Annotated in this window: 11 protein-coding genes; 6 read left to right on the top strand and 5 right to left on the bottom strand. The window is 44.3% G+C overall.

Annotated elements, in window-relative coordinates; genetic code table 11:
* Window positions 1–75: 75 nt before the first annotated feature.
* The 4 genes from FEK29_RS16910 to FEK29_RS16895 form a co-directional block, all read right to left on the bottom strand.
* Window positions 76–2,499, bottom strand: a complete 2,424-nt coding sequence (locus FEK29_RS16910; protein ID WP_138259617.1) for a sodium-translocating pyrophosphatase — start codon at window positions 2,497–2,499, stop codon at window positions 76–78.
* A 103-nt stretch (window positions 2,500–2,602) separates the two neighbouring features.
* Window positions 2,603–3,130, bottom strand: coding sequence for an inorganic diphosphatase (locus FEK29_RS16905; protein ID WP_138259616.1), 528 nt, complete (start codon window positions 3,128–3,130; stop codon window positions 2,603–2,605).
* 67 nt (window positions 3,131–3,197) lie between these two features.
* Entirely contained in the window at window positions 3,198–5,699 is a 2,502-nt protein-coding gene (locus FEK29_RS16900; protein ID WP_138259615.1) for a DUF5686 and carboxypeptidase-like regulatory domain-containing protein, read from the bottom strand.
* Window positions 5,700–5,800: 101 nt separating this feature from the next.
* Entirely contained in the window at window positions 5,801–6,778 is a 978-nt protein-coding gene (locus FEK29_RS16895) for a pyruvate dehydrogenase complex E1 component subunit beta (protein ID WP_138259614.1), read from the bottom strand.
* Window positions 6,779–6,954: 176 nt separating this feature from the next.
* Here FEK29_RS16895 and FEK29_RS16890 point away from each other — a divergent pair, with 176 nt between their 5' ends.
* The 5 genes from FEK29_RS16890 (at window position 6,955) to FEK29_RS16870 (ending at window position 11,871) form a co-directional block, all read left to right on the top strand.
* The gene (locus FEK29_RS16890; protein ID WP_138259613.1) at window positions 6,955–7,695 is read left to right on the top strand and encodes an electron transfer flavoprotein subunit beta/FixA family protein; all 741 of its coding nucleotides are present in this window, start codon (window positions 6,955–6,957) and stop codon (window positions 7,693–7,695) included.
* A 36-nt stretch (window positions 7,696–7,731) separates the two neighbouring features.
* Window positions 7,732–8,697: an electron transfer flavoprotein subunit alpha/FixB family protein gene (locus FEK29_RS16885; RefSeq protein ID WP_138259612.1), complete on the top strand. Its 966-nt coding sequence runs from the start codon at window positions 7,732–7,734 to the stop codon at window positions 8,695–8,697.
* Between the two features lie 85 nt (window positions 8,698–8,782).
* Complete coding sequence (locus FEK29_RS16880) at window positions 8,783–9,412, top strand: bifunctional nuclease family protein (protein ID WP_138259611.1); 630 nt, start codon at window positions 8,783–8,785, stop codon at window positions 9,410–9,412.
* 18 nt (window positions 9,413–9,430) lie between these two features.
* Window positions 9,431–10,897, top strand: a complete 1,467-nt coding sequence (locus tag FEK29_RS16875) for a NupC/NupG family nucleoside CNT transporter (RefSeq protein WP_138259610.1) — start codon at window positions 9,431–9,433, stop codon at window positions 10,895–10,897.
* Between the two features lie 149 nt (window positions 10,898–11,046).
* A complete protein-coding gene (locus tag FEK29_RS16870; protein ID WP_138259609.1) occupies window positions 11,047–11,871 on the top strand; it encodes a thymidylate synthase in 825 nt (274 codons plus the stop codon).
* A 137-nt stretch (window positions 11,872–12,008) separates the two neighbouring features.
* Here FEK29_RS16870 and FEK29_RS16865 read toward each other — a convergent pair whose 3' ends face one another.
* The gene (locus tag FEK29_RS16865) at window positions 12,009–13,760 is read right to left on the bottom strand and encodes a hypothetical protein (RefSeq protein WP_240042777.1); all 1,752 of its coding nucleotides are present in this window, start codon (window positions 13,758–13,760) and stop codon (window positions 12,009–12,011) included.
* 217 nt (window positions 13,761–13,977) lie between these two features.
* Between FEK29_RS16865 and FEK29_RS16860 the strand changes: the two genes are divergently transcribed.
* Entirely contained in the window at window positions 13,978–14,679 is a 702-nt protein-coding gene (locus FEK29_RS16860) for a response regulator transcription factor (protein WP_138259608.1), read from the top strand.
* Window positions 14,680–14,739 lie beyond the last annotated feature (60 nt).

Raw genomic sequence — 14,739 nt, 5'->3', positions numbered from 1 at the left:
CATACAAAAAATAAAACGGTCCCGCCAATAATGGCAGGACCGATACTATTTTAGAAATAATTAAATAAAAAGGTCTTACTGAACTTCTTCCTTAACATCTTCGACTACTTTTTCGATTTGGACTTTAACACCTTCACTAGATTTGTTGAAGGCCTCGATTTTGGCTTTCACTTCCTCCTCAGTTCCTTCAAAAACTTGCTCGCTTATGGACTTTTGACCATTTTCGGTTAAAGTAGTCACCACAGTAGCCTTTACCATGGTATCTCCAGTTTTTTCCATTTTTACCTCAACTTGTTTTTCAACTTGCTTTGCAACAACTTCGGTAGCGATTTTCTCTTCGTTATAAGCCGTCATGCTATCGCCGCTCATTGCAATACTTGGCGCAATTACCAAAGCCACAACGGACATTAACTTCAAAAGAATATTCAAGGAAGGACCTGAAGTATCCTTGAAAGGATCTCCTACCGTATCACCTACAACCGCCGCTTTATGGGCGTCCGTACCTTTACGTCCGTCACTTTCTATGGTTTTTTTAGCGTTATCCCAAGCACCACCGGCATTGGACTGGAAGATGGCCATCAAAACTCCACAAGTAGTTACACCTGCCAAAAGTCCGCCCAACATTTCGGCACCACCTATAAAACCAACTGCAACAGGAACTGCAATGGCCAAAAGACCTGGCAATACCATTTCCTTAATGGAGGCCTGTGTAGAAATGGCCACACACTTATCATATTCCGCAACACCATCGGCTGCATCAAAAGTAGCTCTCTGGGCTTCGGTAGCTTTGGACATATCGGAATCCACCGCTCTCATAACCTCCAAGGCCGCCTTTAATTGGGGGATATCCCTAAACTGTCTACGAACCTCTTCGATCATGGCCATGGCCGCACGCCCCACCGCATTCATAGATAATGCAGAAAATACGAATGGTAACATACCACCAACCAGTAGACCGGCCATTACGGTCGGTTTTGAAACATCAATAGCAGTTACATTAGCCGTTTGCATAAAAGCAGCAAAAAGGGCCAAGGCCGTCAAGGCTGCAGAAGCAATTGCGAATCCCTTTCCAATGGCTGCCGTAGTGTTTCCTACCGCATCCAATTTATCGGTACGTTCCCTAACCTCGCTAGGCAATTCGGCCATTTCAGCAATACCACCTGCGTTATCGGAAATGGGTCCGTAGGCATCCACGGCCAATTGGATTCCCGTATTGGCCAACATCCCTACGGCAGCAATCGCAATACCGTATAATCCCGCAAAATGATAGGAAACCAAAATAGCAGCGGCAATCAAAAGAATAGGGAACATAGTGGACATCATACCCACACCTAATCCAGAGATAATGTTCGTAGCAGCTCCAGTTTCGGACTGTCTTACAATGCTATTAACAGGTTTTGTACCTGTTCCCGTGTAATATTCGGTAACCTTACCTACGGCAAGTCCGGCCACGAGTCCGGCCAATACGGCTATGAAAACACCTATTGAACCATACTCTACACCCCCAAAAGTCCAGCTTTCCGGTAACATATTGGTAATTATAAAATAACAGGCGACCAACATCAGACCAGCGGATCCAAATTCCCCAATGTTCAATGCGGTCTGTGGATTTCCGCCATCCTTTACCTTAACGAAGAGGGTTCCAATGATGGACATAATGATACCGACAGCTGCCAGTACCAATGGAAGGTACACAGCACCAAGACCATCGAATGAACCTGCAAAAGCGGGAATCTGAACAAAAGCGGCTCCCAATACCATGGTACCGATGATAGAACCCACATAGGACTCGAACAAATCCGCGCCCATACCGGCAACGTCCCCAACGTTATCACCTACGTTATCCGCAATGGTAGCTGGATTCAAAGGGTGATCCTCTGGAATACCCGCTTCTACCTTACCAACCAAATCCGCACCTACATCCGCTGCCTTGGTATAGATACCGCCACCAACACGGGCAAAAAGCGCAATGGAAGATGCTCCCAAAGAGAAACCTGACAATACATTCAAAACTTCACCCAAGGACCAACCTTGACCACTATATATCATAAAAAGACTGCTCAAACCTAATACTCCCAATCCTACAACACCAAGTCCCATAACGGCACCGCCTGCAAAAGCAACCTCCAAGGCCTTTCCTAAGGAAGTCCTAGCGGCCTGCGTAGTCCTAACATTGGCCTTGGTAGCGACCTTCATTCCAATGAATCCGGCCAAGGCGGAGCATATAGCACCTACAACAAAGGATACGGCCACCATACCGTTGGAGCCAACTTCATTGGTCCCCTTAAAAAACAATAAAACTGCCACGGCAGCTACAAAAACGGCCAAGATTTTGTATTCGGCCTTTAAGAAGGACATTGCTCCATCCGCAATGTTTTTGGCTATTCTCGCCATCTTTTCACTACCTACATCTTGCTTGGAAACCCAGGAGCTCTTAATAAAAACATATGCCAGCGCCAAGAGGCCAAAAGCAGGTAAAAACTTTACGATTAAATCCATTTGATTAGTTATTTTTTTGTGGCTGCTAAAGTAGTAAAATAGAATATAATAAAAAAAGCCCCCTTTTATAATAATAAAGGGGGCTTTACATTCCTTAAAATAGCTATATCATAAAGGTGCGCTTATCCTTATGCTCGCTCTCCTGATACCTTGTAACACACTCATGATAGATTTTAATGGCTTCTTCATGATTGCCCCAGCCACCAGTGTCCACTTTCTTTTTTTCCAGATCCTTGTACACCTGAAAGAAGTGTTCTATTTCCTTGAGCCTATGCGGATTCAAATCGCTAATGTCATCCCTCTTGCTCCAAATAGGATCCGACACGGGAACACAAATGATTTTCTCGTCCGGTCCTTTTTCATCGGTCATGTGAAATACACCTATGGGCTTAACTTCCATGACCACCATAGGGAACGTTGGTTCCGTGCCCAAAACCAAAACATCCAGTGGGTCCCTGTCCAAAGCAAGGGTTTCCGGCACAAACCCGTAATCCCCCGGGTACATCATGGAAGAAAACAAGGTCCTATCGAACCGTATTTTGTGTAAGGTAAAATCATACTCATATTTGTTCCTGCTCCCTTTGGGAATCTCTATCAAAACATCAAATGTTACGTCTTTTTTATTGGCCATGTTCGTGTATAAAATAAATTCTGTTTGTTTTAGTAACGAAGCCTACTTCCGATAATTGCCCTGAAAATCAAAAACTAAATCCGAAGCTTCCGGTAATACCAAAGGGTCTGGCATCTGGATTGTCCAAGTAGTTGCCCCTAAAATTAAAGTCGATCCTGAAAATCCGAAAGATATTCCCTATTCCCAAGGAGTATTCATAATATATTTTCTCCGAAGGCGCTCTTAGCGGCGTATTAACGTTCGCCGGAGCACTTAGGGCAATATTTTCGTCCGATAGGCTTCCCCAAACACCCCTGAGTCCCACAATCTCCCTGAGGTTCAATTTACGTAAAAACGGTATCCTGGAGAAGAGTCTTCCATTAAAATTGTGCTCCAAATGCACCGATGCATAGGTATCGGTAACAAATTCATAAAAATCGAGATTGGGGAAAGTTCCATAATTTGAGAAAAAGGTCTGGTTTCCGGGTACCACGCTCAACAAGCCTAAAGGAACTTCCCCAAAGGTCTTGCCCAATTCCACAGTGCTCATCAATCTTCCAAAACCACCCAATTGCCAAGGTTGGCTATAGGAAAATTGTAATTTCTGATAGTTAAAATCACTGCCCAGGACACCCTCCGTTCCTTTTGTATAATTGAGCAATAGCGTACTATAGGTATCGTTTACATCGCGCCTTTCCACGCCATAGCCTATCGTTTTTTTCCCGGGTGTATAGATCAACAGGGTATTGAAGTCGAACTGCCGTATTTCGGATGATACACCACTGGGGGCATCTGGGTCTATATAATCCAGACTAAAATCGTTGGGCAGGGCAGAGCTCAGGGTCCTGAAGGTTCCGCCCAAGGAGATCCTAAAATTGGTAATGGGTTCCATTTCAAAATTAAGGGCGCTCAAATTAATATTCGTCAGTCTGTTATTTGCCCCCACCGTCAACAACGAAGAAGAAGCGATGCTACGGCCAAGCACATCACGGGTCGCCGTGAGGCTAACACCCAATTGCTCAATATCGCGCCTGTTTCCACCGGAAACTATCAAACGGGTCTTTGGGTCGATCAGAAACTTACCGCTCAATCCATGTTTCACCTTTTGGTCCGTAAATCCATAGGCCATGTAGCCCTCCAAGCGCCATAGGTCGTTCTGGCCCCTATAGGTCCTTGCTCCCAACCGCAACCTTGGTCCTTCCGCCGGATTGAACCCAAACACATCGTACACATTACCAATATCCAAGTCCCATGTATCGATCTCCACATATCCGGACCCAAGTATGCTCACCAAATTATAGTAGGATTTGAATTTTGGAACCGTTTTTAGCGTATCCAGCAAGGTGTAGATTCCCGCTTCATCCTTATTTAGGGATTCCAATCGGTTTTTCTGCCAGAATTCATCGTCCCTAACGATCAAGTTGATATCCAAAGGATTTTGGTCCTTTCGGTAAAAATCCTTCGGCCTTTTGTCGTTGAACACGTAATTGTCATAGACCGTGGTCCGTTTGCCATAAACACCCCTAGATTCCTCCTTTTTTTGAAAGCTGAAATCGCTCAGCATATAATCCCGTTTCAAAAGAAAAAGGGAATCGTTCACCACCTCAAAATCCTGCTCAATATATATTTCCTTGACCCAGTTGATGTTGGCACTTTTGGTAACTTCCAGATTAATGTTCTTGATAGCCCAGGTAGAGTCGTTCACCCAAAAATCGCCCTTAAACGTTAGCTCGTTTTTACGTCTGGGATAGTATACTATATTGTAGCACCACTTTGTATCGATAAAGGCACTATCGCGCAACGCATAGTTATAGGTGTCTATTCCCGTTCTTGACAGCGGACTCGTAAAACTCTTGTCAAAAAACTTGAGATAGTTGTCATAGATATCATAGCTCTGGTAAAGGTCCTGAACGAAGGCAATGATAGCTTGATTATTCTCAAAGCCGGAATTTTTATTGCCCAACACGTCCTCTTTTTCTTCGTTGATTATATTATCGCCGTACACCTTTGAAAACGTTTCGTTCAAAAAGATGGGCAGATAGGTTTTACCCGTGATGCGGGAGGTATCCAAATCCTGAAACACGAATTCCAGCCCCTTGAAAATCTTTCTTTTCATCAAGGCGCTATCAATGGTGTTCAAATCAAACTCCACCTTTTCGTATTTGTCAAAGGCATACTGGTCGAATTTGCGAATACCGTTTTCCCGCTTTTTGGCCCAGATCTTTCGTAGTATATCCACGGCGGGATTATTTTTTTTGGATTGCTTTCCCGATATCAAAACTACCTCGTTGAGTTGCTCGGCAGCTTCGGAAAGGACAATTTCCATGTTGAAGTTTATCTTGGAAGTGAGCGAAATCTCCTTGTTCTCATACCCGATGAACGAAACCACCAACACATCATACGTATTGTCCGACTCCAAATAGAACCGACCGTTATCATTGGTTATAGTACCTTCGGTAGAACCTTGGAAGAGGACATTTGCAAAGGCCACAGGCTGACCGCTTTCATCCGAAACGATACCTCCAACCTTTGTCTGGCCTAGAACACCTAGGGTAAAAAGAAGAAAAAAATGGAAAAAGAATCTATGCATGTATATGATGTTCCATTAGGCCCCTGTACAAATAGCGTACCAATAAAAAAGCTTCTTCAACATAGGTCGAAGAAGCTAAGATACTTTACAAAAACTTCCTATTATTTATATAACACTTTTTTAACTGCCTTAATGACATCTTCGTGGTTGGGCAGCCATTCCTCCAACAATACCGGAGAATATGGTGCAGGGGTATCCGCCGTATTTATTTTTATGATGGGGGCATCCAAATAATCAAAGGCATTTGCCTGAATATGATAGGTGATTTCCGTGGCTACATTACCAAAAGGCCAAGCTTCCTCCAAGACGACCAAACGGTTCGTTTTCTTTACGGATTTTACCACAGCATCGTAATCCAAAGGTTTTACGGTCCTTAGGTCGATTATTTCGCAGCTGATGCCCTCTTTTTCAAGTTCATCGGCCGCTTTGTAGGCCTCCTTGATAATTTTTCCAAAGGAAACGATTGTTACGTCGCTACCTTCTCTTTTGATATCGGCCACGCCAATAGGAATGGTGTATTCGCCCTCGGGCACTTCGCCCTTATCGCCATACATCTGCTCGGATTCCATAAAAATAACGGGGTCGTCGTCCCTGATTGCAGATTTCAATAATCCTTTTGCATCAGCCGGATTTGAAGGAACGATCACCTTCAACCCAGGACAGTTGGCGTACCAACTCTCAAAGGCCTGGGAATGCGTTGCCGCCAATTGACCTGCGGAGGCCGTAGGTCCCCTAAAAACGATTGGACATGGAAACTGTCCGCCGGACATTTGCCTAATTTTGGCAGCGTTGTTTATGATTTGGTCGATTCCAACCAATGAAAAGTTAAAGGTCATGAATTCCACGATGGGCCTGTTGCCAGTCATGGTGGAACCTACCGCCACCCCGGCAAAGCCCAATTCCGCAATAGGCGTATCTATTACCCTTTTAGGGCCAAATTCGTCCAACATACCTTTGGAAGCTTTGTAGGCCCCATTATACTCGGCAACCTCCTCGCCCATTAGATAGATGGACTCGTCCCTACGCATCTCCTCGGACATCGCCTCCGCAATAGCTTCTCTAAACTGTAATGTTTTCATGTCATTAAGAAATAATAGTCTTTAACCTTTCAATTGAAAGCAAGCAAAAATAGGAAAATATATATCAATTAATGGGATGGCCGTTTTAAAAAAAGTGATAAAATTTACTATGCATGCATAGTAAATTTGGAAAATATTGGTTATCTTCGTCTCCAACACAAAAAAGAATTTATTCAATGAAAGTACTAGTTTGTATAAGTAATGTACCGGATACTACTTCCAAGATAAACTTTACGGATGGCGACACCAAATTTGACACCAACGGGGTGCAGTTCGTTATCAATCCAAACGATGAGTTTGGACTTACCAGGGCCATGTGGTTCAAGGAACAACAAGGTGCCACCGTACATGTGGCCACCGTTGGGGACGCAAGTGTTGAACCTACCATGCGAAAAGCCCTTGCCATTGGCGCCGATGAGGCCATACGGGTAAACGCAACGCCCACAGACGGATTCTTTGTGGCCCAGCAACTCGCCGAGGTCGTAAAGAACGGCGGATACGATTTGGTAATCGGCGGTAGGGAATCCATCGATTATAATGGAGGAATGGTACCTGGGATACTTGCTTCCCTTCTGGACATGAATTTTGTCAATACCTGCATCAAACTTGATATCGATGGCGATAATGTAACGGCTATCCGCGAGATCGATGGAGGAAAGGAAACCTTAAGTACTTCGCTACCCTTAGTTGTGGGCGGACAAAAAGGCCTGGTAGAGGAAAGTGATCTTAAAATACCCAACATGCGTGGCATCATGATGGCCAGACAAAAGAAATTGAACGTCGTAGAACCTATTGAAGGTATCAAGGCCACCGAAGATGTAAAATTTGATAAGCCTGCGCCAAAAGGCGAAATAAAACTCGCCGAAACCGTTGATGAGCTTGTTGATTTACTTCACAACGAAGCCAAGGTAATTTAAAAGCTTTTCTAAGCGGTAAACAAAAAAATAAAAGAAATGTCAGTTATAGTATATACAGAATCAGAGAACGGAAAATTTAAAAAGAACGCTTTTGAAGTCGCTTCCTATGCTGCTGAAGTGGCCAAACAAATGGGTACCACGGCCACGGCGGTTTCCATCAATTGTACGGAAAATGAGAGTTTGGGAACCTATGGTATTTCCAAGGTGTTAAACGTTCAGAACGAAGCCCTAAAACCTTTTAATGCAAAGGCCGCGGCAGAAGTAGTTTCCAAAGCTATAGAAGCTGAGAACGCTACGGTGGTCTTTGTAAGCTCCAGTTCAGATGCAAAATATATGGCCCCGCTTTTGGCGGCCACACTCAAAGCAGGGTATGCCCCAAATGTGGTAGCGGCTCCAGAAAGCCTCTCCCCGTTTCAGGTGAAGAGAACGGCTTTTAGCAACAAGGGATTTGCGCACACGGTTATCGATACCGATATAAAAATCGTTGGGGTGTCCAACAATGCCTTTGGAACGGTGGAGATCCCTACCGATGCATCGGTGGAAGATTTTAATGTATCCTTGGATTCGGAATTTAATACCAAGTCTACGAACATCGATAAGGTGGTAGGGAAGGCGACCATCGCCGATGCGGATATCGTCGTATCCGCAGGAAGGGGGCTAAAAGGACCAGAAAACTGGGGAATGATCGAGGAATTGGCCGATGTTTTAGGTGCTGCCACAGCGTGTTCCAAACCGGTATCGGACCTTGGATGGAGACCGCATGGCGAGCATGTAGGTCAAACAGGTAAACCTGTTGCGAGCAATCTGTACATTGCGATAGGAATTTCAGGTGCCATACAGCACTTGGCGGGCGTAAGTGCCTCAAAAACAAAAGTGGTCATCAACAACGATCCAGAGGCACCATTTTTCAAGGCCGCGGATTACGGAATCGTGGGCGATGCGTTTGAAGTGGTACCTGCGTTAATCGAAAAATTAAAGGAATTTAAAGCTCAAAACAGCTAATTTTTGTTAATTTGTGCCCCACAAAGGGCTGTTCGAATAGTTGGGGTCCCAAGTGTTTGAACAGCTTTTTTAGTTTATACGATTTATGAGTTTAGTACGATTGAAAATAAAGGGGATTTCTTACAGCCAAACGCAAAACGGCGCTTATGCCCTTATATTGAACGAAGTAGAGGGAGACCGTAAATTGCCCATTGTCATTGGAGCTTTTGAAGCGCAGTCCATAGCCATTGCCCTTGAAAAGGAAATTAAGCCGCCAAGGCCCTTGACACATGACCTTTTTAAAAATTTTGCGGACCGTTTTGACATCGTCATCAAACAGGTAATCATCCATAAACTGGTGGACGGGGTTTTCTATTCCAGTATTATCTGTGAGCGTGATGGAATTGAGGAGATTATAGATGCCAGGACTAGTGATGCCATTGCCTTGGCACTTCGGTTCAATGCCCCCATTTTTACGTACAAGACCATTTTGGATAAGGCGGGTATCTTCTTGAAATTCTCCTCCAAGGAGACCGAAAAAAAGGAGAGCGACGATAGTATCGTTGTAGATGAGATTCTGCAGGAGGGCGAAACCGTGGAAATAGATTCTGGTGCTACGGATGGCTATACGGAATTGACCATAGACGAACTGGAACAAGAGCTCAAAAAGGCCGTGGCCAATGAAGATTACGAGAAAGCGGCAAAGTTACGGGATGAAATATCCAAAAGAAATTGATTGGACAAGCCCTAGCGCATGAAAAAAAATCCCCGCCTTCAACTTCTCCTTTTTTTCCTTTTTCCAGTACTATTGTTTTCCCAAACCCCGGATACATCGGAGACGTTACTAAATTCCGTTGATAGTACTGTCCTAAATGACATTGTGGAGAAACAATTAAATTCAGCAATTCCCAACGAAGGTTTTTCTTTCCACAGTTTGTGGCGCGGCATCCTGGGCATGCTGGTATTGATCGGTCTGGCGTTTTTGTTCAGTTCCAACCGAAAAGCCATCAATTGGAAGACCGTGGGCATAGGACTTGCCATCCAATTGGCATTGGCCATTGGTATATTAAAAGTTCCGTTTATCCGGGCCATTTTTACTGTACTCGGGAAAATATTCAACGAGATCTTAAACTTTACCGTTGCCGGAAGTCAGTTTTTATTGGGAAATCTCATGAATCTTGACAACCCTAATATCGGGTACGTATTCGCCTTTCAGATTCTACCAACGATCATCTTTTTTTCGGCTTTGACATCCGTACTTTTTTACTTGGGAATCATTCAGAAAATCGTGAAGGGCTTAGCATGGCTGTTGACAAAATCCCTAGGAATCTCGGGTCCCGAGAGCCTTTCGGTAGCAGGGAATATATTTTTAGGGCAGACCGAAGCACCATTGATGATCAAAGCCTATTTGGAGCGCATGACCAAATCTGAAATCCTATTGGTAATGATCGGCGGTATGGCCACGGTTGCCGGGGGGGTACTTGCGGCCTACATAGGATTTTTGGGAGGAAATGACGAAGCCCTCAGATTAGAATTCGCCAGGCACCTGATCGCTGCATCCGTCATGGCGGCTCCAGGGGCCATCGTCGTTTCAAAAATACTTTGCCCACAAACCGAGGAGGTGGATACGAACATAAAGGTTTCTACAGAGAAAATTGGGACCAATTTGCTCGATGCCATAGCCAACGGTACTACCGAGGGACTAAAACTGGCAGTGAACGTGGGCGCCATGCTTTTGGTCTTTGTAGCCTTTATTGCCATGTTGAATGGTATTTTTGGGTATGTTGGCGATTTAACCAACATAAATCAATTTGTAGCGGAGCATTCGTCATTTGAAAAACTTTCCATGGAAGCCATTCTTGGAACCATTTTCGCGCCATTGATGTGGCTCATTGGCGTGGCGAACGAGGACATCGCGTTGATGGGCCAATTGTTGGGCATCAAATTGGCTTCCAGCGAATTTGTGGCCTATACCCAATTGGCAGAGTTAAAAAATGTAGCCATTACCCCAAGCCTGTCCTACCAAAAATCCATCATTATGGCTACCTATATGCTTTGTGGCTTTGCGAACTTTGCTTCCATCGGTATTCAAATTGGGGGAATTGGCTCCTTGGCCCCGGGACAGCGCAAAACCTTGTCGGAGTTTGGAATGAAGGCAGTTTTGGGTGGGTCCTTAGCTTCACTACTATCGGCCACTATTGCCGGAATGATTTTGGGGTGAAGCCCCCTAACCCCCAAAGGGGGAACCACAATTTGCCGTTAATAAATTTTAATAAAAGCCTAGAGTGATTTGGATAAAGACCAATGGGCATTCCTTATTTTTACAAAAATAAACCAAAGGGAATCCCCCCTTTGGGGGTTAGGGGGCTTATGAAACAATACCACGACTTACTAAAGCATGTTTTGAACGAAGGGAACCAAAAGGGTGATCGTACCGGTACGGGAACATTGAGCGTTTTTGGCTATCAGATGCGGTTTGACCTGAGTGAGGGATTCCCTATGGTCACTACCAAGAAATTACATCTAAAGTCCATCATTTATGAGCTGTTATGGTTTTTGAACGGTGACACCAATATTGCCTATTTACAGGAAAATGGGGTTCGTATCTGGAACGAATGGGCCAATGAAAACGGGGACTTAGGTCCGGTTTACGGACATCAGTGGCGAAACTGGAACGGCGACGAAATCGACCAGATAAAGGAGGTCGTGGAAACCTTAAAAAACAATCCAAATAGCCGACGTATGTTGGTATCCGCGTGGAATCCAAGTGTGTTGCCAGATACCTCCAAATCGTTTTCAGAAAACGTAGCCAATGGAAAAGCGGCCCTTCCCCCTTGTCACGCGTTTTTTCAGTTTTATGTGGCGGACGGAAAATTATCCTGCCAACTTTACCAACGCAGCGCCGATATATTTTTGGGCGTACCCTTCAACATTGCTTCCTATGCCCTTTTTACCATGATGATGGCGCAGGTCTGCGGTTATGAACCCGGAGAATTCATTCATACGTTTGGTGATGCCCATATTTATAACAACCACATGGAACAAGTGGAATTACAATTGAGTAGGCAACCTCGCCCTTTACCAAAAATGGTCCTAAACCCCAACGTAACGGATATTTTCGATTTTAAGTTCGAGGATTTCACACTATTGGATTATGACCCACATCCACATATCAAGGGCGTTGTAGCAGTTTAGAAAACAACATTTAATTCAAAAAGAAATAATCGAATGTTTTTTGCCATTGGAAACAAAACAAAGCCCGAACCTTTAAAGGTTCGGGCTTTTTGGCCGTTGGATGGTATGATACCATCAATTTTTTAAAATTTTCTTTTTCAATCGGCCATTGCCATTCTGGTAACTTGGATGGAATTGGAAAAGTCGAAATAACCATCCAAATCGGCCGTGTTCATGCCAGGCTCCAAGCCCATTAGTCCATCACTATATGTTAGGTGCCAAATAAAGCAGATACCTACGCCAGCACCATCAAAATCGACCCCTTCAACGGCTTCCAAGGTTGGGGGCAAGCCTAATATCTTACCGCTATCATCCGTAATGACGTAGGTTTGTTTCATACCGTTTAAATCGGTTTCATCCAAGGTAATCCCAGAGACCATATCCGGTGTTCCGTCCACCGTGAACATAAAGGGACCTCCTTCCAAGGCACCGGCATTCAGTGCATTTCTGGTGACCATGATGGAATTGGAAAGGGCAAAGTTGCCTTGCAGGTTTCCGGCATTGGCTCCTGCTTCCAATCCCATGATATCGTCTTCATAGGTGATATGCCAAATGAGGCAAATTCCTTCCCCGGCGGCGTCAAAATCGACCCCTTTAGCGGCCTCCAAGGTTGGGGGCAGCCCTAAAATGTTCAAATCGGCATCGGTAATGATAAACCTTTGATTGCTTCCATTAAGACCGGAGGCATCCAATGAAAGTCCGGTTGCCATATCGGGCGAGCCATCTACCGTAAACTCGTATGGACCGCCTTCCAATTTTCCTGCATTCAAAGCCAATCGATTTACCTCAATCGAGTTTGAAAGTGCGAAAACACCGTTCAAGGCCGCAGCATTGCCGCCTGCTTCAAGCCCCATGAGCCCTTCTTGATAGCTTATATGCCAAATGAGGCACACTCCTACCCCTGCACCATCAAAATCGACTCCTTTTACCGCCTCCAACGTTGGGGGCAATTCCAAGATGTTCAAATCTGCATCGGTAATCACAAAAGAGGAAAGTTCACCGTTTACATTCGACCCGTCAAAAGAAAGGGAAGTTACATTGTCGGTTTTTCCATCGACCACAAATTCATAGGGTCCGCCTGAAAGTAGTCCGGCATCCAGACCCACCCTATTTACCTCTATGGAATTGGATAAATCGAATTCACCCTGAAAATCGTTGATATTCATACCCGCTTCCAGGCCCATCAAAGTTCCGCTGTAGGTCAAATGGTATATAAAACAAGTACCTTCGCCAGCACCATCAAAATCAACGCCCAATACGGCCTCCAACGTTGGGGGCAATCCTAAAATTCCACCCATATCATCGGTAATTACATACGTTTGCATATCCCCGTTCAACTGTGAGTCGTCCAAGGATAACTCCGTAACCATATCCGGGATACCATCGACCAAAAATTCGAAGGGCCCACCTACAAGGGTTCCGGCATCCAACCCACTTCTACTCACCATTAAAAAGTTTGACAGTGCAAAATCACCGTTAAGATTGTCCAAATTCATACCTGGCTCCAAGCCTGACAGCCCTTCTTCGTAGGCCAAATGATAAATATAGCACGATCCGACACCCGCCCCATCAAAATCGACCCCTTCCAAAGCCGCCATATTGGGCGGAAGGCCCAGGATATTCTTACTATCATCCGTAATCACAAAAGTTTGTAAACTTCCGAAAAGATTGGTGGCGTCCAATGTGATATTGGTGACCATGTCCGGGATTCCATCCACGGTAAATGAAAAAGGTCCGCCCGATAAGGTACCGGCCGTAACCGTTGTTGCAATGGGTTCATCCTCATCATTCTTACAGCCAACCATAACCATGATAAGGGATAGAAATAATAGTGTTTTTAGTGTTTTCATAATCAATTGTTTTTTAGATTCTTGGCAAAGGAACCCGTTAGCTGTAACAGAAAAGTCACGGAAAAATCAATTTTTAAATACTGTTTTTCCCTCACTCGTGAAATTTTTTCGAAAAAATGAAAGTAAAAAAGGCTTATACCGACCCAATTACCTACAATAGAGTGCATTCCCAATGCTTGTGAAGGTTTCGTGATAACTATTCCTTTATTTCGCTGTTATGAAAAGAGTTCTGATTATAGAGGATGATATCGAAATCGTCCATCTTCTGGAAATACATTTAAAAGATTTAAACTGTGAGGTAGTATCCTCACAACGGGGAGATGAAGGATTCATCAATGCCTTGGAAAAGGATTTCAGCCTAATCATCCTGGACATTATGCTGCCTGGAATGGACGGCGTGGAAATATGCCAAAAGCTAAGGGCCAAGAATATTGAAACACCCATCATCATGCTCACTTCCAAATCCGAAGAGATTGACAAGGTACTGGGCCTGGAAATTGGCGCGGACGATTATCTGACCAAACCCTTTAGTGTACGGGAATTCATTGCCCGTGTCAAGGCCATTTTCAGAAGACAAAAAATGACCTCCCACACTACCGATGAAAGTATAGAAAAAGTGAACCATTTTGGCCAATTATCCATAAACATAGAAACAAGAAAAATAACCTTGGACGGACAGCGGGTGGACCTTTCCCCAAAGGAGTTTGAGCTATTGGTACTATTATCCTCCAACCCCGGAAAAAGCTACGACCGTAAAAAACTCTTAAACCTTGTCTGGGGCTATGATTTTGATGGGTATGAACATACGGTCAACTCCCATATCAATAGGTTACGTTCTAAAATAGAGCCTGATATGGGCAATCCAAAATACATATTGACAACATGGGGTATCGGGTACAAATTCAACGAAGACTTATGAAGGCCTATTACGGACATTGGTCAGTTAAAGGTAGGTAAATAACAAGATATTAAACACTTA

Source organism: Maribacter aurantiacus (genome assembly GCF_005780245.1).
Taxonomy (GTDB): domain Bacteria; phylum Bacteroidota; class Bacteroidia; order Flavobacteriales; family Flavobacteriaceae; genus Maribacter; species Maribacter flavus.
The sequence above is the reverse complement of the archived record's forward strand: the minus strand, read 5'-3'. Positions and strand labels throughout refer to the sequence as shown.

Coding starts and splice junctions, on each gene's coding strand:
- FEK29_RS16885 (WP_138259612.1), top strand. CDS start 7,732: ATGTCAGTTATAGTATATACAGAATCAGAGAACGGAAAATTTAAAAAG.
- FEK29_RS16865 (WP_240042777.1), bottom strand. CDS start 13,760: ATGAAAACACTAAAAACACTATTATTTCTATCCCTTATCATGGTTATG.
- FEK29_RS16870 (WP_138259609.1), top strand. CDS start 11,047: ATGAAACAATACCACGACTTACTAAAGCATGTTTTGAACGAAGGGAAC.
- FEK29_RS16880 (WP_138259611.1), top strand. CDS start 8,783: ATGAGTTTAGTACGATTGAAAATAAAGGGGATTTCTTACAGCCAAACG.
- FEK29_RS16900 (WP_138259615.1), bottom strand. CDS start 5,699: ATGCATAGATTCTTTTTCCATTTTTTTCTTCTTTTTACCCTAGGTGTT.
- FEK29_RS16895 (WP_138259614.1), bottom strand. CDS start 6,778: ATGAAAACATTACAGTTTAGAGAAGCTATTGCGGAGGCGATGTCCGAG.
- FEK29_RS16860 (WP_138259608.1), top strand. CDS start 13,978: ATGAAAAGAGTTCTGATTATAGAGGATGATATCGAAATCGTCCATCTT.
- FEK29_RS16905 (WP_138259616.1), bottom strand. CDS start 3,130: ATGGCCAATAAAAAAGACGTAACATTTGATGTTTTGATAGAGATTCCC.
- FEK29_RS16910 (WP_138259617.1), bottom strand. CDS start 2,499: ATGGATTTAATCGTAAAGTTTTTACCTGCTTTTGGCCTCTTGGCGCTG.
- FEK29_RS16875 (WP_138259610.1), top strand. CDS start 9,431: ATGAAAAAAAATCCCCGCCTTCAACTTCTCCTTTTTTTCCTTTTTCCA.
- FEK29_RS16890 (WP_138259613.1), top strand. CDS start 6,955: ATGAAAGTACTAGTTTGTATAAGTAATGTACCGGATACTACTTCCAAG.